Source organism: Pelotomaculum terephthalicicum JT (genome assembly GCF_022410535.1).
In the GTDB taxonomy this organism is placed as follows: Bacteria; Bacillota; Desulfotomaculia; order Desulfotomaculales; family Pelotomaculaceae; genus Pelotomaculum_D; species Pelotomaculum_D terephthalicicum.
This window is the reverse complement of the sequence record NZ_JAKNBL010000029.1, coordinates 1-22,630: the sequence shown is the minus strand read 5'-3', so window position 1 is coordinate 22,630 and position 22,630 is coordinate 1. Positions and strand designations below refer to the sequence as shown.

Here is a 22,630-nt window from a genome sequence, read left to right as displayed (position 1 = left end):
GTGTGGTATTGTAAGATGGCATATGTTTTATATTAAGTTAATTTTGTTTTTATTATAGAAGTTGGGCAATTGTCCTATAATGATACGGTGTATGATTGGCTGTATGATTATAGGACAATTGGATAAATACTATACAGGCATTAATATGTGTAAGTATTGTGAAATGGCATATGTTTTATATTAAGTTAATTTTGTTTTTATTAAGGTTGTCTCTAAAATAATTCCCGCAAAGACTGAAATAAACTCTAAATAAACTCTAATAAAAAAAAAATAAATTAAGAAAAATGCTATGCGCTTAGTTGTGTGGAATGAAAATTGCAATAAACTAGTTTTGGAATATGTATGCAGAGCGTAAATGTAACGAAACATGGTTATTACTATATAGCGAAGAATCAGAGGAAACGATAATGAGAGTTGCCAGCCAAGTAACTAAAGGTAGTCTGAGTGGCGTGTTCAACGCCAGGAGTATTGCCATTGTCGGGGCGTCGCCCAGGCCCGGCAGGCTAGGCAACCAAATCGTACGGAACGCAAAAGCAATGGATTTCGATGGACAAATATATCCGGTTAATCCTACGCAAACAACAATCGAAGGCCTCAAGTGCTATAAGAACATCTTGGATATCCCTGGCCGGCTGGACTTAGTTGTGTTGATTGTCGGCGCGGATGAATGTGTTCATATTGTGCGGGAGATAGCCCGCCGGTGGGACGAAAAAGGAGACGTAGCCGGTATAGTGGTTGTCTCAGCTGGATTTAGTGAAGGGGGTTCGGCGAAGGGCCTGGCAAAAGAGAAGGCCATGCTGGAACCTTTACAAGCCCGCGGCATACGTGTGATTGGGCCAAATTGCCTGGGAATCGCTGATCAATACAGTGGTGTTAATACCACATTTGATTTGCCGCCGTACCTTAAAGGCGGGGTTTCCGTCGTTTCCCAAAGCGGCGCGTTCGCCGCCTCGTTTCTCATGTGGGCCAAAGATCTGGAGCTTTTCGGCCTCAGCAAGTTTCTCACAGTGGGTAATATGGCCGACGTGGATATGGATGAGGTAGTGGAATTTTTGGGCGAAGACGAAAACACTAAAGTTATTGCCGTGTACATGGAAGGAATTAGGCAGGGAAGACGCTTTATAGAAGTGGCTAGTAAGGTTTCGCAAACGAAACCGATAGTGGTCTTTAAAAGCGGGCGAACAGCCTTCGGATCCGGAGCGGTACGCAGTCACACAGGCGCGGTTGCCGGCAACGACAAGATTTATGATGGAGCGTTCCGCCAGGCTGGAATTATTCGAGCCGCTACTGTAGCGGAATTCTACCATACTATCTGTGCTTTAAGCAAGCAGCCGTTGCCCCGGGGGAAGAGGATATGTGTGCTCACGGGTATTGGCGGTCCGGGAACGATTTGCATAGACGCTTTGCTAGCCACTGGTGTTGTGGAAATGGCCTGCTTGTCTGATCACACCAAAACTCATTTAAAAGAAATACTAGCTCACACTGCTGCTGTTGATGAGCCTCAAGGTTATGTGGATATGACGGCATCTGTCACCGAGGAGTTGCATGAAGAGGTTATTAAAACAGTTCTCGCGGATGAAGGTGTTGATGGGCTGATCTACTTGATCACACCACCAGCTTTTTTCAGCGACGAAAAGCTTGTCGAACACATCCTCAAGGCGTATAATTCATTTTCCAAAGAAAAGAGGAAGCCGTTGCTCAACGTTTTTACGTTCGGATCTCATGTTGCTGAACTAAGACGTCTCTTTGAGCGTGGAGGTATACCTACTTTGGAATTTCCTGATGTGGCTGCTTCCGTTATGGCGAACATGGTATGGCATAGTGAGTGGAGGAAAAGTAGGTTAGATTATGGATTATAAAAAGTTCGTTAAAAATGTTTTGAAGACAGGAAGGAGTCACTTGTTAGAACCGGAAGCTTACCATGTTTGCGGTGAGTTTGGAATAGCTTGTCCACAGTTCAGGCTTGTCGCAAATGTGGAAGAAGGGATAAACGCCGCTAAATCTATAGGTTTTCCTGTGGTGATCAAGGTAGTATCCTCGCAGATAATTCATAAAACTGACGCAGGTGGTGTTGTTACCGGTATTCAGTCAGGGGAACAATTTAAAAATGCGTATGAAACCATGCTTAAAAACGTCCGTAACAAGGTACCGGGCGCTGAGATAAATGGAGTGATTGTTCAAAAGTCAATGCCTCAGGGTGTGGAAGTAGCTGTTGGCGGTCTGCGAGATTCGCAATTTGGACCGGTGGTTATGTTTGGGGCCGGCGGAATATTAATTGAAGTGTTGCAAGATGTATCTTTCAGGTTGGCGCAACTCGATAGAGAAGAGGCATTGAGACAGATTAAAGAAACTAAGATATATAAGATTCTGCAGGGTGTTCGACAGAATCAACCCTGCGACATTGAGGCGTTAGCGGATCTCATTATACATACCGGTAAGTTGCTTGAAGAAATACCGGAGATTTATGAACTGGATTTCAATCCGGTATTAGCTTATCCTGATCAATGTTTGGCAGTTGATGCGCGCGTGATATTAGTGAGCTAACGCTTGTGTCCACTGCCAATAATAACCTTTCCACGCGTATCTCCCTTATTTGTCTCCTTTTGCATAATTAGTTTAGAACACGAAAGTGACTAATTATGACAAAAGGAATTTTTTTGGGTAAATGTAATTAAGTACTCAACATTCACAGGACGAAAGATTAAGTCTTCCCTTTAAAAATGCCGGTAGACAGGAAATGAACCCAAGAGAATCAAAGATTTTGGTATAGAAAAAGGATGCCTCTAAACGGCATCCTTTAAGCTGGAAAATTCATAACCTAACTTCGTCAGGCTGCATATTTTGCTTTTCCCTTCGGTGCTGACATCCACAATACCAAGTGCGTAAAGCTGCATGACCACATGGTCTAACACGGCTCTTTTTACTTTAGCGGTAAGCGATAAATCTTCCTTATTCATAGGGCCGCTGTCTTCCAAGGATCTGATTACTCTTTCCGCTTCTTCAGGTAGACGTTTTTGCACGCCGTTAAAGTACTCTGTTAGTGACACCGCATATATCTCCTTTCGTAAGTATTATTGATAGTATGGTCATTTACTCAATTAATTAAACATTGGAAAGGTTTACCGCAACAACTTTGTGTGCAATTGGCAGTCTATCAAAATAATAGCAATCGTTGTACAATAAATAATAAATGATGTTCTGTTCAATGTTCGAGAAAAGAGGAGGTAATATAATGGAAATCCTATACCAAAGCAGTTCTTTTTCCACTGTCAAGGTCGTTCACGGTGATGAATTGCTGGCCGAAAGCATTTTGATCAGCACCGATTTTGAAGCGGTGGGCAGGCTGGTTGCCGACCTCAAAAGCTTCCGGATAAAAGATGCGCGGTGGGATGTCTACCGTTCGCCGGGCAATAGTATGAACGGCGGCAAGGAGCTTCCTGAACTTACCGGGGTAGAGGCCTATTTTAGCGCCGGCGGGTTCCTGCGGCGCGCGGCTGGTGATGAGGCGGGCGGTTTGCCGAGAGAATTGCTGGCGGAATGCGTCAAGGGTATAATACAGGCTGAGACCTTTATTTTTATCGCCAGAGGTTACCCGTCCGCCAAGGCTTACGAGGATTACTGGGACAAAATATATTTAAACGTATGCCGTTACTACAGCAATCTGGAGCGTATCGCGCGCAGGTGGTTTGATTATATCGGCGATTATCATCGCGCGGGAAACCTTTTTAACCGGTTTTTGCACTGCCGGGTTTGCCGCCGTGACGACAGGTATTTAACCGCGTCCGGGAGTTTCAGTGACTCGTTCCATGAACTGGGCGTACGTGTTGATCTAAACGATAAAGGGGCAATTATTGACTGTGCGGGGAATTTCTTAAGGGCTCCGGACCAGGTTTGCCTTGAGAACAGAGAGCATGTGTTTAAGCTTATTGGGAAAGAGATCGCCCGTATGGAAAAGAAAGAAATCGGGGAATTGGTGGGCGGACCCCAGGGTTGTAATCATCTGGTTGATCTTATCCACGGAATTGGTAAAGCAGTGACGGTATCCCTGGGGATAAACGGCGAAAAATAATGTGGTTGGCCAATTATGCGCGGAAGCAACGGGCCAGTTTTTTCAGGGAGCGGTCGTATGTTCTTTCCGCTTCCGGCGGGAATAAGCAGCCCGGCGCTCCGCCGTGTTCACGGTGATAGCTGATACACTCGCAGCAAAGCCCTTTTCTTGAACACGTTTGGTAAGTGCAACTGCAATATTCCTTGTTTTTTTCCTGTTTGCACTCCATGGAAATCCTCCTTTGCAGATCGCCTCGGCGGGCGGGTATCGCATCCACAAGTTTGCGCTGGATTTTAATATCTTCTATAACGTTATGTCTAATCCCTGCTGTTATTTAACCGAAAGTTATTATTTGTCGATTTTTCTCTAATGTTTCCTTGTTATAGAGTGCCCCGGATGATATAATTAATAATTAAAAACAGAACTGGGTGCTTTTCCCATGCGTGCCAAGTCTTTTTTTCAATGTGGAGTGTGCGGACATCAATCGACCCGCTGGCTGGGGCGTTGCCCCGGCTGCGGTACCTGGAACAGTATGGTGGAAGAATTGAGCAGTCGCCCGGTTGCCGGCCTTGCCCCCGGCAAAGGGGTTCTTCCGAGTCCGGTGACGGAAGTTTCCGCCCTGGAAGAGGAACGGCTGCCTGTAGGGATTGGTGAATTGGACCGTGTTCTTGGGGGCGGAGTGGTTCCGGGTTCTTTAATCCTGGTCGGCGGCGACCCGGGCATCGGCAAATCTACCCTGCTGCTGCAAATTGCCTACCGGTTTAGCGACAGGCTGCAGGTGCTTTATGTGTCCGGTGAGGAATCGGTCCGGCAGATCAGGATCAGGGCCGACCGGCTGGGGGCTTTGTCACCCAACTTATTGCTGGTTGCCGAAACCGATATTGATTTAATTGAGCGGCATCTTAGTGATGTTAACCCCCCCGTGGCAATTATTGATTCCATACAAACAATGTTTAAGAACGAGCTTGCCTCAGTTCCCGGTAGCGTCGGGCAGGTGCGTGAATGTACCGCGCAGTTGATGCGTCTGGCCAAGACTACCGGAATATCCGTCTTTTTGGTCGGTCATGTGACCAAGGAGGGATTATTGGCGGGCCCGCGCGTTCTTGAGCATATGGTGGACACGGTTCTTTATCTTGAGGGCGACCGGCACCAGTCGTTTCGCATTCTCAGAGGGGTAAAAAACAGATTTGGGTCTACCAATGAGATAGGTGTTTTTGACATGCGTGGCCAGGGACTGGTTGAGGTGGCCAACCCTTCGCTGCTTTTTCTAAGCCATCATCTTGGCGGGAGTGTGCCCGGCACAGCGGTAGTGTCGAGTCTGGAGGGGTCGAGACCTTTGCTCGTTGAAATACAGGCGCTGGTGTCCCCCGCCGGTTATGGCGTGCCGCGGCGGATGACGGCCGGCGTGGATCACAACCGGGTGGCCCTGATCACGGCTGTGCTGGAGAAAAGGGTTGGATTGAACCTTGGCAGTAATGATATTTATGTGAATGCGGTTGGGGGGGTTAAACTGGATGAGCCTGCGGTTGACCTGGGTATTGCCTTGGCTCTGGCTTCGAGTTTTCGGGATGTTCCGGTGGAATCCGGTCTCGCCGCGGCTGGTGAGATCGGCCTGGCGGGAGAACTTCGCCCGGTGCCGGGTGCCGCGAAGCGGGTGAACGAGGCTTATAAGCTGGGTTTCAGCCGTTTTTTGCTGTCCGCGCAAAGCGAAATTCAAAATATGACGGAAGCCCAGGTTTTGCGGGCGGGTACGCTGATGGAAGCCTTGGAAGTGGCTATCAAGCTGTGAGGTGGAATAATTGAAGGAAGAGAAATATGAAGATAAGCTGTTGAAAGTTCTGCGCGCGGTGGCGCCGGGAACTATGCTGCGTGAAGGTCTGGATAATATTTTAAAGGCCAAGTCAGGCGGGATGATTGTTCTTGGGGACTCACCGGAAGTAATGGAAATAACGGAAGGCGGATTCTATGTTAATGCCGATTATACCCCGGCCAACTTGTATGAGTTGGCAAAAATGGACGGTGCGATTATCCTCAGCAGTGACGCAAAAAAAATATTAAGGGTTAACACTCAGTTAATCCCCAATCAGAACCTGCCTTCGAGCGAAACAGGCATTCGCCACCGCTCAGCCGAAAGGGCGGCTAAACAAACCGGAAACATGGTTATAGCAATTTCCCAGCGCCGTGGTGTGATCACTGTGTATCAAGGAAATTTAAAATACGTGTTAGGCGCATTGGGCGTTGTTTTGGCCAAGGCGAACCAGGCCATCCAAACCTTGGAGAAATACAGTTCGGTTTTGAATAAGGTTCTGGTGGGGCTTAGTATTCTTGAATTTGAGGATTCGGTAATGCTTTATGATGTGGCCAAGGCCATTCAACGGACGGAAATGGTTCTGCGCGTGGTCAATGAAATTGAAAGGTATATCAGCGAACTGGGCGTCGAGGGGCGTTTGATTACCATGCAGGAAGAAGAATTAACGGTCAACGTTAAAGAGGAAGGACTGCTGGTTATTCAGGATTACGCTACCGGCGCCGGGGAAAAGCATCCTTTAAATATCCTGAACATTATCGGCAGCTGGCCGGCGGAGGACCTGCTGGACCTGTCGTTGATCACCCGTGCCCTGGGCTATCCCGGCAGCGCCAGTATTCTTGAACAGCATGTCTCCCCGCGGGGATACCGTGTTCTGGAAAAAATACCCCGGCTGCCATTGCCGGTTATTGATAATCTGGTAAAAACCTTCGGCACCTTGGAAAGAATTCTGATTGCGACAATAGAAGAATTGGATGATGTCGAAGGTATTGGCGAGGTCCGCGCCAGATCGATTAAGGAAGGATTGAGCCGTTATCACGAGCAGTTGATGCAGGAACGTCACAGATAAGAAAATTTTATGCTTTATCAGCCCAAACATGTTGACAGTGCCGTACGGCTATGCTAAAATTATAGTTTATTTGACAGGGGCTAGACTCTATGCTATAATTTATACATGGGAAATATTCGAAGGAGGATAGCGCCTTGTTCAAAATTGGTGATAAAGTGGTATATCCGATGCACGGCGCCGGGGTTATTGAGGCCATTGAGGAAAAAGAGGTTTTGGGGGAAAAACGGCAATATTATATACTGCGGCTCCCGGTTGGTGATATGAAAGTGATGATTCCTATAGCCAACGGCGGGGGAGTGGGTTTAAGAGAGGTAATTGACCGGGAAGGGGTGCAGCGAGTCTTTCACATCCTGCGCGAACAGTCTTCGGCGATGTCTCCCAATTGGAACCGGAGATACCGCGCCAACCTGGAAAAGATAAAAAGCGGCAATATTTACGAGGTTGCGGAAGTAGTGCGCAACCTGATTAAGAGAGATCGGGAAAAAGGGCTGTCTTCCGGTGAAAGAAAGATGCTGGAAAACGCCAGGCAGATTCTGATAAGCGAGCTGGTGCTCGCCACGGAACTTGAGGAGGATAAAGCTCAATCTTTGCTTGATGGCGCCTTCGCTTGATAACGTCAGTTGTCGCTGGCGTTATTTATTTTATTTCCCATAAACCGGTAATGTTTGCGGTTGAAACGGCAATGCTATAAGCTATATAATATTATTATACTGTATAAGTAATATTTTGCGAAAGGAGGTGGAAAAATGGTTAAAAAGATCATATATATCGTTCTCGTGGCTGGTTTTACCGGACTGGGCTTCGCTGCCGGCATGAGCTTGATTAATAGCGGTTTGGTTGCTTTTATAAACGATCTTCCCCAGCAGCTCAAATTCGGTTTAATCGGTCTTTCAACTTTAATTGGTTTGTTCGCCGGCATCCCGGTTTCCCCGCTGCTCATGCGCGGCGCCGTCCGGCTGACTGTGTTTATTGAACAATATCTCCAACGCGCGCCGACCCAGGATCTGGTGATGGGTTCGGTTGGTTTGATTACCGGACTTATAATAGCTAATTTGATGGGTTCTATTCTGTCCTATATGGGCCCAATCGGCAAGGTGATTTGGCTGCTGATCACGTTGCTCCTGTCCTACCTCGGCTTGAGTATCGGGATTAAAAAGAGGGAAGATCTGCTCGCCCTTTTTTCAAGCTTTCCCAAATTCGGCAAGGAGCGCGGTTCCAAGCCGGATAATCGCAGCAGCAATGCCAAAATACTTGATACCAGCGTGATTATTGACGGCAGAATTGCCGATCTGTGTGAAAGCGGTTTTATTGAAGGGACATTAATCATACCTGCTTTTGTAATTGATGAGCTTCGCCATATTGCGGATTCCTCCGACCTCCTGAAACGGAACAGGGGACGGCGGGGCCTGGATATTTTGAATAAAATGAGAAAAAGACTGGATATCAAGGTACAGATCTATGATAATAACCGCGGGCTTGAAAGCGTGCTTGAGGTGGATTCCAAGCTGGTTAAACTGGGCCAGAAATTAAACGCCAAAATTATTACGAATGACTATAATTTAAATAAAGTAGCGGAACTGCAGGGTGTAAAAGTTTTAAATATCAATGAGTTGGCCAATGCCATCAAACCGGTTGTGCTGCCGGGTGAAGAAATGGTTGTCCAGGTTGTCAAGGACGGGAAAGAGATTGGACAAGGAGTGGCCTACCTTGACGACGGTACGATGATCGTGGTGGAAGGCGGTAAGCGTTATATGAACCAGACCTTGTCGGTATTGGTGACCAGTGTGCTTCAGACGGCCGCCGGGCGGATGATTTTTGCCAGGCCAAAGTTTGAAAGAAAAGGTGAATCCGGCTCGGGCCATTACAATGAGGTGAACGTTATTGGTTAAAGTGTCGGCGGTAGTGCCGGCTGCCGGCAGCGGAGCGCGGATGGGTCTGGCTGTGAAGAAGCAATTTCTTCAATTAGAGGGAATTCCGGTAATTGGTCATACGTTAAAAGTGATTGCAGACAGTCCGGTCGTTCATGACATTGTCCTGGTGGCAAGTCCGGGAGAAGAGACTTATTGTCGCCGCACGATTGTTGAGCGGCTGGGCATTCGTAAAGTCGCAGCTATTGTACCAGGTGGAAGTGAGCGCCAGGAGTCTGTTTACAACGGCCTCCTGGCGCTTTCCGCTGATACGGGCATCGTGGTGATCCACGACGGCGCCAGGCCGCTGCTCAGGCCGGAGGAACTGTCGGCGGTGGTGGAAGGCGCCGCGCAATATGGCGCGGCAACCCTGGCGGTGCCGGTGAAAGACACGGTGAAACTGGCCGGCGAGGAGGAATTTGTCGCGGAGACGCTGCCGCGGGAGCGTTTATGGCTGACTCAAACGCCCCAGGCCTTTCGCCATCAATTGATTATTGAAGCGCACCAAAGGGCGATGAGGATGAAATATACCGGCACAGACGATGCCGGGCTGGTTGAGATGCTGGGGCGGCCGGTTAAAATTGTGGCCGGTTCTTACGAAAACCTGAAGATTACCACACCGGAGGATTTGCTTGTCGCGTCCGCAATAATCAAGGCCAGGCGCGCGAGTGGCTGAGTAAGCCGGCATCCGGCGAGGCATATATTAGCGGCGGTTTTGTTCTTGCTTAGGAAATGATGCGAGCCATATAACACGGCTCATGTTCGGCCATATAATCGGGGACATTCCTCCGACCCTAAATATAGGCCCGTTAGGGAGGTGTGTCCCCTTTCCTCAGCCGCGAGCTCTATCGCCCTCGGATTTGGTCAAACTCGCTCGCTTCTCTCGCTCAAACAGTTCCCTCACTTATCCTCGGGCTCACTCGCTCTTTTAATTAGGCCTCAAAATCGCCGTTTATATATACCCAAAGGTCACCTAGATATTTTGTTCAGGGGGGTAAGCAGTTGCGGGTTGGATTTGGCTATGATGTGCACCGGCTGGTGGCGGGCAGGCCGCTGGTATTGGGCGGTGTGAATATTCCGTATGAAAAGGGTCTGTTGGGACATTCCGACGCGGATGTGCTGGCGCATGCCGTGATGGACGCCTTGTTAGGCGCTGCCGGGGAAGGTGATATCGGCAGGCATTTTCCGGACAGCGACCAGCAATATAAAGGGATCAGCAGTCTGAACCTGTTGTCCAGAGTCGGGCACGTGCTTGCGGCAAAAGGATTGACGGTGGGGAATATTGATTCCGTGGTCGTTGCCCAGGCGCCTAAACTGGCACCTTTCATCGGCGAGATGAAAGTAAGAATGGCAGAATCATTGCTTATCGAGCCCGGCCGGGTAAATGTCAAGGCCACCACCACCGAGGGGCTCGGGTTTACCGGCACAGGCGGCGGCATTGCCGCTTACGCGATAGCCCTGGTGTTGCCAGCCCGCTGAATGTGGTGTTATAATAAGCTACAATTATTGCGCGTGAAAAGCGGCAATATATTATGGGAGAGCATGTTAACAAGGAGGAACTGATCTTGTCATCCGTTCGTGTGCGGTTTGCGCCCAGCCCTACCGGTCCCTTCCACATCGGGGGGGCGCGCTCGGCGCTGTTCAACTGGCTTTTTGCCCGCCGTTACGGCGGTACATTCATTGTAAGGATAGAAGATACCGACATGGAGCGGTCCACCAGGGAATCGGAGGAAAATATTCTGGCCGCCTTGCGCTGGCTCGGCATGGACTGGGACGAGGGAGTGGAAGTCGGGGGGCCGCACGGACCTTACCGGCAAACCGAAAGGTTGGATATTTACCGGGAGTATGTTGAGCAACTCCTGCAAAAAGGCTGCGCTTACCGCTGTTATTGCACGGAGGAAGAACTCGCCGCGGCGAGGGACGCTCTCTTGAAGAAGGGTGAAATGCCCAGATATTTGGGCCGTTGCCGCAGCTTGTCCCCGGAAGAAAGGGTCCGGCTGGAGGCTGCCGGCCGGAAGCCTGTGATCCGCTTCCGGGTGCCGGAAAATAGAGTGATCAACGTCAATGATCTTGTCCGCGGGGACGTTTCTTTCGAGTGCAACGGTATCGGCGACTTTATTATTTTAAAGTCCGACGGTATCCCCACCTATAATTTCGCGGTGGTTGTTGACGATCATTTAATGTCGGTAAGTCACGTGATCCGCGCGGAAGAGCACCTGCCGAACACTCCGAGGCAGATTTTGCTTTACGACGCTCTCGGCTGGTCACCGCCCGAATTCGCCCATGTGTCGCTTATTCTGGGGAAGGACCGGAGCAAAATGAGCAAGCGCCACGGCGCCACAGCGGTTGAGCAGTATCAGGCAAAAGGGTACTTGCCCGAGGCGCTGGACAACTTTCTGGCTCTCCTGGGCTGGTCGCCCGGGGGGGAAGAGGAAATTCTCACCATGGAAGCGTTGAAACAGCAGTTTTCCCTGGAGAGAGTAGCTAAAAGCCCCGCCGTGTTCGACCTTGATAAGTTGAACTGGCTGAACGGGCACTACATCCGGCAGGCTCCCCTGGGGGAAATAACGGATTTAGCCATCCCTTATTTAGAAAAGGCCGGGTATATCAGCACGCCGCTGTCCGAACAAAAATACGCATGGGTTAAAATGGTGGTGGACGCGGTCAGGGAATACCTTACCTGCCTATCGGAGATTACCGATCATGTGGCGTTCTTTTTCGCGGACGTGGTTGAGGCGGAAGAGAAAGAGGCGAAAGAGGTTCTGGCGGGAGAGCAGGTGCCGGCCGTACTGGCCGCCTTGCGTGAAAAAGTGGCCGGCGGCGGCGAGTGGACCCAAGCCGATGCAAAGAGTGTTTTAAAAGGAGCCGGCAAAGAAACCGGTGCCAAGGGCAAGCAGGTTTTTATGCCCGTGCGGGTAGCCTTGACCGGCAGCACCCACGGCCCCGACCTCAGTCAAGTTATGGTCATCCTCGGCAAGGATAAAATTTGTAGCCGCCTTGACAGGGCGTTAAAAATGATCGCGGGTAAATAATTGGTCAGGAGTCAGAATAAGAGAAAGGTTTATCGTCTCTAAACATTTAAAATTCTGTCTCCTGAATTCTGAATACCTGCATAGTAACTTCTCTTACTTTATCCTGCGTATCATAGAAGAGAATGAAACAAGTGAATGGTCAGTGTTCAGTAATCGAAACGAGAAAATGCTATCGTTCCCAAACATTCTGAATTCTGACTCCTGACTCCTGAATACTAATTTTTTGGAAGGAGGCCGGACGATGGAGGTTTACAATACCATTACCAGGCGCAAGCAGACCTTTCAGCCGCGGGAACCCGGCAAGGTCGGCATATATGTCTGCGGTCCCACTACCTACAACTACATCCATCTGGGCAACGCGCGGCCGATGGTATTTTTTGACACTGTCCGACGTTATTTAAAATATAAAGGCTATGACGTGACATATGTGCAAAATTTTACTGATATGGATGACAAGATTATCAAGCGCGCCGGGGAGGAAGGGGTAAACCCTCTTGAACTGGCCGGCAAGTACATCTCTGAGTATTATCAAGACGCGGACAACCTGAATGTGTGGCGCGCGGATAAAAACCCGAAGGTAACCGAGCACATCCCGGAAATCATCGCTATGGTGGATAAGCTGGTGCAAAACGGGTCGGCTTACGTGGTTGACGGCGATGTTTATTTTGAGGTGCGGAAATTTGCCGGTTATGGCAAGCTATCCGGCCGGAGTCTCGAGGACATGCAGGCGGGGGCGCGTGTTGACGTGGACGAGCGGAAACGCGATCCGATGGATTTTGCCCTTTGGAAATCCGCCAAACCGGGCGAACCGTCATGGGACAGCCCCTGGGGGCAAGGGCGGCCGGGTTGGCATATTGAATGTTCCGCCATGTCCCTGAAATACCTCGGTTCAAATTTCGATATCCACGGCGGCGGGTTTGATTTGATTTTTCCCCACCACGAAAACGAAATAGCGCAAAGCGAGGCGGCTACCGGCGAGCCTTTTGTCCGCTACTGGATGCATAACGGATTCATTACCGTAAACGAGGAGAAAATGTCCAAGTCTCTCGGCAACTTTTTCCTGGTGCGCGACATTTTGGCGAAGTATCCCGGGGAATTAGTCCGCTTTTTTTTGCTGTCCACCCATTACCGCAGCCCGCTTGATTTCGACGACGAAAAACTGACCGCCGCGGGGCGGGGCCTGGAGAGAATCAAAACCGGCTTGCGTTTGCTGGCCGAAGCCCTGGGCAAGTCCCAGGAAGAAGGGGAAACGGGAATAACCGCGGAGTTCAGCGCTGTGCTGGATTCTTTAAAAAGCTCGTTTGAGGCGGCTATGGACGACGATTTTAACACTGCCCTGGCCATCGGTGTTATTTTTGACCTCATCAGAGAAGTGAACACCGCCGTCCAGCGTCTGGGAGGGAAATTATCGCCTGCGGACCGTGCGGCTTTATTGAAAGCAAAGGAATTGTTCATTTCATTTAATGAAGTGATGGGAATTTTCAAAGTTGACCAAAACACAGGTGAAATAATCCTGGATAATGTGCCGGAGGACGGCACGGGTTTGGCCGAAGGGCTCATAAACTTGATTATCGAGGTGCGGCAGGAAGCCCGTAAGAAGAAAGATTGGGCATCAGCAGACCGGATCAGGGACGGGCTTAAAGAGCTCGGCATTATTCTGGAGGATACCCCGCAGGGAGTCCGTTGGAAAAAGCAGGGATAGGATTGCTGTTAAACTTTAAGGACTTAGGAATTGGAAGTGTCGAACACCCGGGCGATTTGCCGGCGCTGGTTCTGGCTTATATCGGGGACGCCGTTTACGAGCTGGCGGTGCGCAATCATCTTGTAGGGTGCGGTACTGTTAAAGTAAACCGGCTGCACAAAGAAGCGGTTAAATATGTTAATGCCGCGGCGCAAGCCAGGGTGTTGCGCGCTCTGGACGGCAAACTGACCGAGGAAGAAGCGGCGGTGTCGCGCCGCGGCCGGAACGCCAAATCTCCGCACATTCCCCGCAGCGCCGGGGTAATCGCCTACCGGCAAAGCACCGCTCTGGAATGCCTGATCGGCTACCTTTATTTAAAAGGGGACTCGCACCGGCTTGGTGAAATCATCAAAACAGCGCTGGAAGCAGCGGGCGAAGAAGTGCCATGGGAGAGTGAATAAGCTTGAATAAAAGTTATGTTGGTGAAGGTCATGTTCAGCTTATTGCCGGCGGGGGAAAAATTTATACGGATATTGCCGCCAGGTTTGTCGGCTCTGAGAAATCTTTAGATGAGATTATCGCCAGGCCCTACTCAAAGGAATTGGTTCAAAGGATTGTGAACAGTGGACATAAAGCAGCTGTTGAATTCGATTATTTTCTTTTTGGGATAGAGGGTTTTGCCCGGGTAACAGAAATCCAATTGGTTAGAAAAAGAATAGCTTCGTATATGATTAAAACCGGACGTTTGAATAAAGAGGGAAAAAGATCGTTCGACATAGTTATACCAAAAAGTATTGAGAATAATAGGATTAATTATAAAGTTCCCGTAAAGGCGTTGACTCTTGCTGATGGAACACCCCTGCGGAATTATCTGCCTGATGAAGAGGTTGAACTAAACTATGCTGTTGGCGTGGATGAAGTTCTGGATATTATAGAAAATTGGTATGAAGCCGGAGTAAAAAACGGGTTTCCGGAAGAGGACTTGCGGTATTTAAAACCTCAAGCGACAGAATTTAAAGCTATCATAGGTATGAACGCGCATGCGTTATCTGATTGGTTCAGCATCCGTTGCTGCAAAAGAGCGCAAAATGAAATTAGGGATCTGGCGAATAAAATGTTGGGACTATGCAAAGCGGCGGCGCCTGATTTGTTTGTTAATGCCGGGCCGAACTGCAAGGTTCTAGGTTATTGTCCTGAGAATGAAATGCAGCACGAAGACTGCCGGGGGAAGGTTATAATTAAATCTGAAGCAATGAAATTACTGAAGGAAGCCAGCAGAAAAAAATAAGTAGTCAGAAGTCAGAATAACTAAAGAGAATTTTTCATTCTGACTCCTGGCTCCTGACTACTGATTACGAAGGGGCGATCCACCTGGACGACGTTATAGCGGGCCGCAACCCGGTGCGTGAAGCCTTGCGGGGCGGCAGGCCGGTTAACAAGATAATGATGGTCAAGGAGAGCAATGCAGGACCTTTGCGGGAGATCTTCGCCCTGGCCAGGGAAAAGGGTATCCTCGTGCAAAAAGTGGATAAACAAGCCCTGAACAAGTTTGTGCAGGAAACCGCCCATCAGGGGGTAATCGCTTTGGTGGCGCCCAAGGCCTATGTGGCGGTTGAAGAAATCATCGAAGCGGTACGGCCGGGCGAGGAGCCTTTTTTACTTCTGCTCGATGAAATCAGCGATCCTCATAATCTGGGGGCGATCCTGCGCACAGCGGACGCTGCGGGTGTGCATGGGGTGATTATCCCACGCCGCCGTTCCGCGCCGCTCACCCCCACCGTGGCCAAGTCGTCCGCCGGGGCGATTGAGCACGTGCCTGTGGCCAGAGTCGCCAACATTGCCCAAACAATAGATACTTTGAAAAAAAGAGGGATTTGGCTCATCGGGGCCGAGCCGGGCGGGCAGGAGCTGTTCTGGGATGTCCCGCTGGACGGGCCGCTGGCGCTGGTGATCGGCGGTGAGGACAAGGGGCTGGGCCGGCTGGTGAAAGACCGGTGTGATGTTTTAGTGCGGTTGCCGATGTTCGGCCAGGTTAATTCGTTGAATGCTTCCGTTGCCGCCGCCCTGCTCGTCTACGAAGTAATCCGGCAGAGGAGAAAGGCCTTGAAGCATGAGGGAGTATCTCATAGTTGACGGCTATAATATAATATTCGCCTGGCCTGAGTTTGAAAAACTCAAAGAATCCAGCATTGACTATGCCAGGTCAAAGCTTGTGGCCATCCTGGCCGATTATTCGTCTCTCTCCGGACAAAAAGTCATAGTGGTTTTTGACGCTTACAAACAAAAAAATATTACTGATAAAGCGGAAATTATCGACGGTGTGGAAGTTGTTTTTACTCAGCAGGGAGAGACAGCCGACACTTTGATCGAGCGGTTGGCCGGAGACCTCTCCAAAGAAGGACTGGTGTATGTGGCCACGTCGGACTGGGCTGAACAAGGCATTATTTTTGGCCGGGGGGCTTACCGCATTACTCCAGGTGAGTTGCGTATGCAAGTTAACCATCTTAAACTGGAAAGTGAAGAACTGTGGTCGGGGTCCAAACCGGCGGACAGTTATCTGGAGAACCGGCTTTTGGAAAAGGTGCGCTTGAAGCTGGAAAGGTGGCGCAGGGAAAAGGGGTAGCCGGCAATGCCGGGCTTGTTTAATTCTCCTTGACGAGTTTCCACCCCTTCGCTATAATAGTATGGTAAAGGAATGGGACAACATAATTATTTTATACCTTAACCAGTGGAAATAAAAGATAGTTTCGGGTATTGGACCGGACTTTATTATCAGAAGCGGGAGAGGTATTTTGTTTTTTACGTCGGTGATAGATACAGAGCGGGGGGATAATGTGAGTCTTCAAGCCCAAAGGGAAATTCTGAACGTGTATCAGCTAAGTGTTGACGAGGAGGTAGTGGAGTTTGCCCGTGAAGGTGACGATGACGCGCTGGAATTTTTAATTAATAAATATAAAAATTTTGTCCGGGCTAAAGCCCGCTCCTACTTCCTAATCGGGGCAGACCGGGAGGATATTATCCAAGAGGGCATGATTGGTTTGTATAAGGCTATCAGGGACTTCCGGGCGGACAAGCTCTCATCTTTTCGCGCTTTTGCCGAGTTATGCATAACCAGGCAAATTATTACCGCCATCAAAACAGCGACCAGACAAAAGCACATTCCTTTAAATTCCTACGTTTCTTTAAACAAGCCGATCTATGACGAAGACTCTGACCGTACTTTGCTGGACATTATTTCCGGTTCCAAAATTGCGGATCCTGAAGAGTTGATTGTATCCAAAGAGGAATTTGACAATATAGAAGAAAAAATGGGTGAGATTCTCAGCTCGCTGGAATGGAAAGTGCTGATGTCCTACCTGGAAGGGAAATCTTATCAGGAAATAGCTGAAGACTTGAAACGTCATGTCAAGTCCATTGATAACGCTTTACAGCGAGTTAAGCGTAAATTGGAGCGTTATCTGGAAAAGCGGGAAGTCTGAATCAAATAATCAAATAATTAGTCAACTGCCCAGTTATTAACATATGCGATGAATGTTGCCGGTTGAGTGGGTTTTGCCGTGGCGGGAGAATCTTGTTGTTTTGCCGGCACGGTGTTGACAGGGGCAGGATAATCACTTATAATGTTTATTGTGTCACTGCCGGCGTAGCTCAATTGGCAGAGCAGCTGATTTGTAATCAGCAGGTTGCGGGTTCGAGTCCCATCGCCGGCTCCACAATCGCTGGTTCCAGGTCAGGTGTTAGTTATCATCGCGGGGTAGAGCAGCTGGTAGCTCGTCGGGCTCATAACCCGAAGGTCAGGGGTTCAAATCCCCTCCCCGCAACCAGATGAGCTATTCTCGCAAGTGATTGCGGGTTTTTTATTTTTATAGACGAACGGGATGCCGGGGCTTGACATGCGTTTCTGAACTATGCTAAACTACGATATGCGGCTAGGTTGATAGTGAAGATTTATGTGTTTAAAGAATGCGGCGTATATTTTGCCACTATAGCTCAGTAGGTAGAGCGCATCCTTGGTAAGGATGAGGTCATCGGTTCAATCCCGATTAGTGGCTCCAGAAAGAAGTCCTTTAACTGAAAGGGTTTAAGGGCTTTTTTTATGCGGTTTTTTAGGGGTGTCATTTTCAAATTTTAGCGCGTTTTTTTATGAATCTTCATTTTTAATAAGACTTAATGGGTACTTTTTTCCTATACGGCTTGATGGCTGCTTCCCAATCACCGGCAAGCATAAAAACGGTTTGCCTCCAGGTTGGTAGGACAGGAGGAGAGACTAGCGGCCTTGTTTATTTTATTGCATTGCAGGAACTATCATCCCTTCCGGCGAATGTAGCAAGTAAGGGAGTGATAAAAGGTATGAAAAATGCAATGAGATTTTATTGCGATAGAGTTAACAAGAACGTGAAGATTGAATTTGATTTTAATGAAAAGAAGGAAGGATTTTACTGAACAGAAAAAGCATTAAATAATCAGGAGTTTAATTGTTTGAGTCTTATGTATCCTGAAAATTGTAAATTATGCACACCAATGATGAAATATGATATTTGGGAAAAATTAATTAAGAAATTTAAAAGTTACAAGTAAAACATTAAAAAGCCTTCGGGCTCTTTTCTTTATGCCTTTGTCGTCTTTTGGTCTTAAAATTTAGAAGAAACAGAACTGCCACGAGGTAGGAAAGGTTAAATAATGATCGTTCTGCTTGACAGGGAATTTGGTTTTTGATATTATTTTTAATGTCTTAATATGGCGGCGTAGCTCAGCTGGTTAGAGCACACGGTTCATACCCGTGGTGTCCGGGGTTCAAGTCCCTGCGCCGCTACCAAAGAAAAAACCGGTGATATGATCACTGGTTTTTATTTTTCATTTGGGGAATCATGTTTTTCCCGCTTGCCGCCCGTGATGATGATAAAGACAACACATGGTATAATAAGCCAGAAAGTTTGTTAAAATACGACTAGGGTGTGCGGGGAAGCTATTGACACGGTCATTTAATTGTGATAAATTCAGTAAGGTTAATTCTCAAAAAGGGGTAGAATTTTTTTTTAGTTTTGGGGGAGGTGGCTTTTGTGAGAGTAGGTGTTACATTAGCTTGCACTGAGTGTAAACGTAGAAATTACACTACCATGAAGAATAAGAAAAACGATCCCGGCAGGATCGAAATGAAGAAGTACTGCAGGTTTTGCCAGACCCATACCTTGCATAAGGAAACCAGGTAGCTAACGGCTATCTTTTGAAATCACAGCCGCATTCTGGTCTGATGGTATACGCCGGTATTATTTCAGGTCGGGCGCGTTTGAGATAAAAGTTAAGGATGTGGCGTTTTATGGCATTGATGAAAAAACAAGATAGCAACAATAAAAAAAAGACTTACAAAAAAGAAACCAGCCCGAAAGAGCAGTCAAAGAATACAATTGCGGCCAGCAAAGAAAATGCGGCCAGCAAGGAAAAGAAAGTGTTGGTAAAAAAGGATGCCGGCAAGATTATTGTCAGAAAAGACAAAGTGAACCGGGTTGAACAGATAAAGAAGTTTCTGCGTGGAGTGCTGAATGAGTTAAAAAAGGTCCATTGGCTTAACGGCCGGGAGGTTGTTGCATATACTGCGGTGGTATTATTGGCGGTAGTAATCGTAGGCAGTTTGATTTGGTTGTTTGACGAAATTATGAGTAGGGTCCTGGGACAGTTTTTGCCAAGATAATTTTTCTTTAAGGGGGTGAGGGACCTAAGACTAAGAAAAAGGTCCCTTGTATTTTATGGTGAAGAAGTGGTATGTCGTACATACCTATGCCGGTTATGAGAATAAGGTAAAAGCAAACCTGGAAAAACGGATCGATTCAATGAGTATGGAAGAGAAGATCTTCCGCATACTCGTGCCGATGGAAGATGAAATTGAAATAAAGGACGGCAAAAAGAAAATCTCCAAGCGGAAGGTTTTTCCGGGGTATGTGCTGGTGGAGATGTTTATGACCGACGATTCCTGGTATGTCGTGCGCAACACCCCCGGAGTGACAGGTTTTGTGGGTTCAGGTTCAAAACCTATCCCTTTGAATGACGACGAGGCCAGGCAGATTATCAGAAGGATGGGAGTTGACGAGCCGCGGACGCGGATTACTCTTTCCGTAGGTGAAAATGTCCGCGTAATTTCCGGCCCGTTTGAAAACTTTATCGGGATAATTGAAGATGTCAACACGGAAAAACAAAAAATAAGAGTATTAATCTCCATGTTTGGACGGGAAACCCCGGTTGAACTGGATTTTAGTCAGATAGAGAAAACATCATAACTATTGAACAGGAGGTGTGGATGCAGATGGCGAAAAAAGTGTCTGCCATAATAAAACTGCAAGTTCCGGCAGGCAAAGCCACCCCGGCGCCGCCGGTAGGGCCGGCTCTGGGACAGCACGGAGTAAATATCATGGCTTTTGTAAAGGAATATAATGAGCGTACCGCTGCTCAAGCGGGTTTGATCATCCCGGTGGAGATTACTGTTTTTGAAGATCGTTCCTTTACTTTTGTCACCAAAACTCCGCCTGCGGCCGTCCTGCTAAAGAAGGCGGCGGGGATTGAAACGGCTTCCGGTGAACCTAACAGCAAAAAGGTTGCGAAACTCCCTCGCGCTAAAGTCCGTGAGATTGCTGAAATAAAGATGCCCGACTTAAACGCCGCCGATGTGGAGGCGGCGATGCGGATGGTTGAGGGCACTGCCCGCAGCATGGGTATTGAGATCGTAGAAGGTTGACAAGTTAATGCGTAGGGTAAGTGGGAGGAAACATTTCCGCTAAAACCACAAGGAGGAAAAACATAATGCCAAAACATGGGAAGAAGTATTTAAGCGCATTAAAGGAAATTGGCGGCAGCGCGGCTTATGAACCGGCCGAGGCGCTTGCGCTGGTAAAAAAAACAGCCCCCGGAAAATTTGATGAAACTGTTGAGGTAGCCATCCGTCTGGGTGTGGACCCGCGGCATGCCGATCAACAAGTGCGTGGCGCGGTTGTACTGCCGCATGGAACAGGCAAAACACGCAGCGTGCTGGTGTTTGCAAAAGGCGATAAAGCTAAGGAAGCTGAAGAAGCAGGCGCTGATTTTGTAGGTGCGGAAGATATGGTGGCTAAAATTCAGCAAGAAGGCTGGCTGGCGTTTGATGTGGCTATCGCAACCCCGGATATGATGGGGACCGTGGGCAAGCTGGGACGGATTCTGGGTCCCCGCGGCCTGATGCCCAATCCCAAGACCGGAACCGTCACCTTTGACATCACCCGGGCCGTGCAGGAAGTAAAGGCTGGTAAAATCGAGTACAGGGTGGATAAGGCAGGTATTATTCATGCTCCGATCGGTAAGGTTTCGTTCAGCGTCGAAGCGCTGCAGGAAAACCTGCGCACTTTGCTAGATGTCCTGAACAGGGCCAAGCCTGCTTCGGCTAAAGGCCAGTACCTCAAAGGCATTTCTTTGTCGTCTACCATGGGGCCGGGAGTAAGGGTTAATACCCAAAAAGCTTCTCTCTAGCGTTCCATATGATTATAGATATGGCGGCCTGCGGGCTTACCTAAAAAATAAATAATAAGCTGTAGACAGCCGGTGCAATTTGCATAATGGCCTAGAAAAGCCGCCGGCCGAGGCCTTTTCCCCCGCGTATAAATAACGTGGCCTCTGTGTTTCTGTCTGCAGAGGCCATTTTGGTTGTTGGTTGTCTGTTGTTGGTTGTTAGAATATTTGGTTGCCAACTACTAACTACCAACCGCTCAGAAGGGAGGTGTTATCAAAGAGTGCCTATCACCAAAGAAAAAAAGGAAGAAATTCTTTCAGAGTTAAAAGAAAAATTTGAAGGCTCTACAGTATCGATCTTTGCCGATTTCCGTAGCTTGAATGTCTCTGAGGCCACAAAACTGCGCCGGAAGCTGCGGGAAGCAGGTTGTGAATTAAAGGTGGCGAAGAATACCCTGACCGGTTTAATTACCAAACGCCTTGGCGTTGAGGGTGTGGAACAGTACCTGGAGGGTCCCGTGGCGATTGCCTTTGGCAAAGATCCGGTGGCGCCTGCCAAAATACTTGTCGATTTTATCCGTGAAACTAAAAAGATGGATATTAAGGCCGGGATTCTGGAAGGAAAAGTCATCGACGCCAAGGGTATTAAAAATCTGGCTGATTTACCCCCGCGTGAGGTGCTTCTGGCTAAGATACTGGGTAGCATGCAAACCCCGCTTTATGGTTTTGCAGGTGTACTTCAAGGAACTATCCGCAGTTTTGTTTACACTTTGGAGGCGGTTCGCCAGCAGCGCGCCGGTGAAGCTTAGCCGGATTATGCCACGACTCAGGATTCGGAATTCAGAAGCCGGGAGTCAGCATGAGATGATGGTTAATCGGAGCGAAATATTCTGAAGACCGACTGCTTAATTCTAAACACCTGAAAATATTAAAAGATTTCTTAATTGAAAGGAAGGTTTACGCAAATGTCTAAAGTGCAAGAGATTCTTGAAGCAGTAAAAGGCATGACTGTTCTGGAGCTGTCCGAATTGGTCAAAGCTTTTGAGACGGAGTTCGGGGTTAGCGCCGCCGCCCCGGTGGCTGTTGCCGCCGCCCCTGGAGCAGCTCCCGCAGCCGCCGCTGAAGTCGAGGAGCAGACTGAATTTGATGTAATTCTTACCGCTATTGGCGATAAAAAGGTTAACGTGATTAAGGTTGTCAGGGAAATCACCGCTCTTGGCCTGAAAGAAGCCAAGGATCTGGTCGATGCGGCGCCCAAGGCGGTCAAGGAGAAGATTAACAAACAAGAGGCCGAAGAAATAAAAGCCAAGCTCACCGAAGCCGGCGCCACTGTGGAAATCAAGTAGACAGCTGGAAGCAACACAAAAGGGGCTCCGGCCCCTTTTTAGTGGTTGCCGTTAAGGAGATGCAACTGCTCAGGAGGAGTTAAGAGCCAGGAGTCAGAATGAGATTCTGAATGCTGACTCCTGGCTCCTGCTGCTTTTCTTCAGAGCTAATTGCGATGTTTGAGAAGCCAGAGCGTACAAGGGTTGAAAGGAACAAAAAAAAAGATTTTACCCCAAAATAAAACGGGGAATAAGGGTTTGAAGGGCAGGAATCATGAAAAACTGAGAAAT

The 22,630-nt window shown here is 48.5% G+C and carries 27 protein-coding genes, 4 tRNA genes and 1 other annotated feature; of the genes, 28 read left to right on the top strand and 3 right to left on the bottom strand.

Features of this window, described 5'->3' with window-relative positions:
* Positions 1-407 precede the first annotated feature (407 nt).
* A complete protein-coding gene (locus tag L9W92_RS13925) occupies positions 408-1,859 on the top strand; it encodes an acetate--CoA ligase family protein (protein WP_240084356.1) in 1,452 nt (483 codons plus the stop codon).
* Entirely contained in the window at positions 1,849-2,544 is a 696-nt protein-coding gene (locus L9W92_RS13920; protein ID WP_240084355.1) for an acetate--CoA ligase family protein, read from the top strand. Before L9W92_RS13925 ends, L9W92_RS13920 begins: the two co-directional genes overlap by 11 nt.
* A 239-nt stretch (positions 2,545-2,783) precedes the next feature.
* Here the strand turns inward: L9W92_RS13920 and L9W92_RS13915 are convergent, their stop codons facing one another.
* A complete protein-coding gene (locus L9W92_RS13915; protein WP_240084368.1) occupies positions 2,784-3,056 on the bottom strand; it encodes a transcriptional regulator in 273 nt (90 codons plus the stop codon).
* A 176-nt stretch (positions 3,057-3,232) separates the two neighbouring features.
* Here L9W92_RS13915 and L9W92_RS13910 point away from each other — a divergent pair, with 176 nt between their 5' ends.
* Positions 3,233-4,069 (top strand): DUF2889 domain-containing protein, encoded by an 837-nt coding sequence (locus L9W92_RS13910; RefSeq protein WP_240084354.1) that lies wholly within the window; start codon positions 3,233-3,235, stop codon positions 4,067-4,069.
* 13 nt (positions 4,070-4,082) lie between these two features.
* Here the strand turns inward: L9W92_RS13910 and L9W92_RS13905 are convergent, their stop codons facing one another.
* The gene (locus tag L9W92_RS13905; RefSeq protein WP_240084353.1) at positions 4,083-4,277 is read right to left on the bottom strand and encodes a DUF6485 family protein; all 195 of its coding nucleotides are present in this window, start codon (positions 4,275-4,277) and stop codon (positions 4,083-4,085) included.
* Between the two features lie 210 nt (positions 4,278-4,487).
* Here L9W92_RS13905 and radA point away from each other — a divergent pair, with 210 nt between their 5' ends.
* From radA to rplL, 25 genes are all read left to right on the top strand, one after another.
* Positions 4,488-5,837 carry a DNA repair protein RadA gene (radA, locus tag L9W92_RS13900; RefSeq protein ID WP_240084352.1) on the top strand — a complete coding sequence of 450 codons (1,350 nt, stop codon included), beginning with the start codon at positions 4,488-4,490 and terminating at the stop codon, positions 5,835-5,837.
* Positions 5,838-5,847: 10 nt separating this feature from the next.
* Positions 5,848-6,924, top strand: coding sequence for a DNA integrity scanning diadenylate cyclase DisA (gene disA / locus L9W92_RS13895; RefSeq protein WP_240084351.1), 1,077 nt, complete (start codon positions 5,848-5,850; stop codon positions 6,922-6,924).
* Positions 6,925-7,058: 134 nt separating this feature from the next.
* Positions 7,059-7,535, top strand: a complete 477-nt coding sequence (locus L9W92_RS13890) for a CarD family transcriptional regulator (RefSeq protein WP_240084350.1) — start codon at positions 7,059-7,061, stop codon at positions 7,533-7,535.
* Between the two features lie 135 nt (positions 7,536-7,670).
* Entirely contained in the window at positions 7,671-8,813 is a 1,143-nt protein-coding gene (locus tag L9W92_RS13885; RefSeq protein WP_240084349.1) for a PIN/TRAM domain-containing protein, read from the top strand.
* Positions 8,806-9,507 (top strand): 2-C-methyl-D-erythritol 4-phosphate cytidylyltransferase, encoded by a 702-nt coding sequence (ispD, locus tag L9W92_RS13880; RefSeq protein ID WP_240084348.1) that lies wholly within the window; start codon positions 8,806-8,808, stop codon positions 9,505-9,507. Before L9W92_RS13885 ends, ispD begins: the two co-directional genes overlap by 8 nt.
* Before the next feature lie 326 nt (positions 9,508-9,833).
* Complete coding sequence (gene ispF / locus L9W92_RS13875) at positions 9,834-10,310, top strand: 2-C-methyl-D-erythritol 2,4-cyclodiphosphate synthase (protein ID WP_240084347.1); 477 nt, start codon at positions 9,834-9,836, stop codon at positions 10,308-10,310.
* Between the two features lie 53 nt (positions 10,311-10,363).
* Positions 10,364-11,863: a glutamate--tRNA ligase gene (gene gltX / locus L9W92_RS13870; protein ID WP_248286047.1), complete on the top strand. Its 1,500-nt coding sequence runs from the start codon at positions 10,364-10,366 to the stop codon at positions 11,861-11,863.
* Between the two features lie 241 nt (positions 11,864-12,104).
* Positions 12,105-13,565 carry a cysteine--tRNA ligase gene (gene cysS, locus L9W92_RS13865; protein ID WP_240084346.1) on the top strand — a complete coding sequence of 487 codons (1,461 nt, stop codon included), beginning with the start codon at positions 12,105-12,107 and terminating at the stop codon, positions 13,563-13,565.
* Positions 13,547-14,005: a Mini-ribonuclease 3 gene (locus L9W92_RS13860; RefSeq protein WP_240084345.1), complete on the top strand. Its 459-nt coding sequence runs from the start codon at positions 13,547-13,549 to the stop codon at positions 14,003-14,005. The genes cysS and L9W92_RS13860 overlap by 19 nt, the downstream gene beginning before the upstream one ends.
* 2 nt (positions 14,006-14,007) lie before the next feature.
* Positions 14,008-14,832: an FAD-dependent thymidylate synthase gene (locus tag L9W92_RS13855; RefSeq protein WP_240084344.1), complete on the top strand. Its 825-nt coding sequence runs from the start codon at positions 14,008-14,010 to the stop codon at positions 14,830-14,832.
* An 83-nt stretch (positions 14,833-14,915) separates the two neighbouring features.
* Positions 14,916-15,677: a 23S rRNA (guanosine(2251)-2'-O)-methyltransferase RlmB gene (rlmB, locus tag L9W92_RS13850; RefSeq protein WP_240084366.1), complete on the top strand. Its 762-nt coding sequence runs from the start codon at positions 14,916-14,918 to the stop codon at positions 15,675-15,677.
* Positions 15,655-16,167 (top strand): NYN domain-containing protein, encoded by a 513-nt coding sequence (locus tag L9W92_RS13845; RefSeq protein WP_240084343.1) that lies wholly within the window; start codon positions 15,655-15,657, stop codon positions 16,165-16,167. Before rlmB ends, L9W92_RS13845 begins: the two co-directional genes overlap by 23 nt.
* 211 nt (positions 16,168-16,378) lie before the next feature.
* Positions 16,379-17,023, top strand: coding sequence for an RNA polymerase sporulation sigma factor SigH (sigH, locus tag L9W92_RS13840; RefSeq protein WP_240084342.1), 645 nt, complete (start codon positions 16,379-16,381; stop codon positions 17,021-17,023).
* Positions 17,024-17,181: 158 nt separating this feature from the next.
* Positions 17,182-17,257 (top strand) — tRNA-Thr (locus tag L9W92_RS13835).
* Between the two features lie 35 nt (positions 17,258-17,292).
* Positions 17,293-17,368, top strand: a tRNA-Met gene (locus tag L9W92_RS13830).
* Between the two features lie 155 nt (positions 17,369-17,523).
* Positions 17,524-17,599: transfer RNA gene (locus L9W92_RS13825), tRNA-Thr, on the top strand.
* A 142-nt stretch (positions 17,600-17,741) separates the two neighbouring features.
* Entirely contained in the window at positions 17,742-17,987 is a 246-nt protein-coding gene (locus L9W92_RS13820) for a hypothetical protein (protein ID WP_240084341.1), read from the top strand.
* Between the two features lie 296 nt (positions 17,988-18,283).
* Positions 18,284-18,360: transfer RNA gene (locus L9W92_RS13815), tRNA-Met, on the top strand.
* A 244-nt stretch (positions 18,361-18,604) separates the two neighbouring features.
* A complete protein-coding gene (rpmG, locus tag L9W92_RS13810) occupies positions 18,605-18,754 on the top strand; it encodes a 50S ribosomal protein L33 (protein WP_240084340.1) in 150 nt (49 codons plus the stop codon).
* 107 nt (positions 18,755-18,861) lie between these two features.
* The gene (secE, locus tag L9W92_RS13805; protein WP_240084339.1) at positions 18,862-19,233 is read left to right on the top strand and encodes a preprotein translocase subunit SecE; all 372 of its coding nucleotides are present in this window, start codon (positions 18,862-18,864) and stop codon (positions 19,231-19,233) included.
* A 55-nt stretch (positions 19,234-19,288) separates the two neighbouring features.
* Positions 19,289-19,816, top strand: a complete 528-nt coding sequence (gene nusG / locus L9W92_RS13800) for a transcription termination/antitermination protein NusG (RefSeq protein ID WP_240084338.1) — start codon at positions 19,289-19,291, stop codon at positions 19,814-19,816.
* 26 nt (positions 19,817-19,842) lie between these two features.
* Positions 19,843-20,271: a 50S ribosomal protein L11 gene (rplK, locus tag L9W92_RS13795; RefSeq protein ID WP_240084337.1), complete on the top strand. Its 429-nt coding sequence runs from the start codon at positions 19,843-19,845 to the stop codon at positions 20,269-20,271.
* A gap of 65 nt (positions 20,272-20,336) precedes the next feature.
* Positions 20,337-21,035, top strand: coding sequence for a 50S ribosomal protein L1 (gene rplA / locus L9W92_RS13790; RefSeq protein WP_240084336.1), 699 nt, complete (start codon positions 20,337-20,339; stop codon positions 21,033-21,035).
* A 41-nt stretch (positions 21,036-21,076) separates the two neighbouring features.
* Positions 21,077-21,217 (top strand) — a sequence feature (ribosomal protein L10 leader region).
* Between the two features lie 78 nt (positions 21,218-21,295).
* Complete coding sequence (rplJ, locus tag L9W92_RS13785) at positions 21,296-21,823, top strand: 50S ribosomal protein L10 (RefSeq protein WP_240084335.1); 528 nt, start codon at positions 21,296-21,298, stop codon at positions 21,821-21,823.
* Between the two features lie 156 nt (positions 21,824-21,979).
* On the top strand, positions 21,980-22,360 hold the full coding sequence (gene rplL, locus L9W92_RS13780) for a 50S ribosomal protein L7/L12 (protein ID WP_240084334.1): 381 nt from the start codon (positions 21,980-21,982) through the stop codon (positions 22,358-22,360).
* A gap of 79 nt (positions 22,361-22,439) precedes the next feature.
* On the opposite strand, the gene L9W92_RS13775 is transcribed toward rplL, so the two are convergent.
* On the bottom strand, positions 22,440-22,630 hold a 191-nt coding region (locus L9W92_RS13775), incomplete at its 5' end, for a hypothetical protein (RefSeq protein ID WP_240084333.1).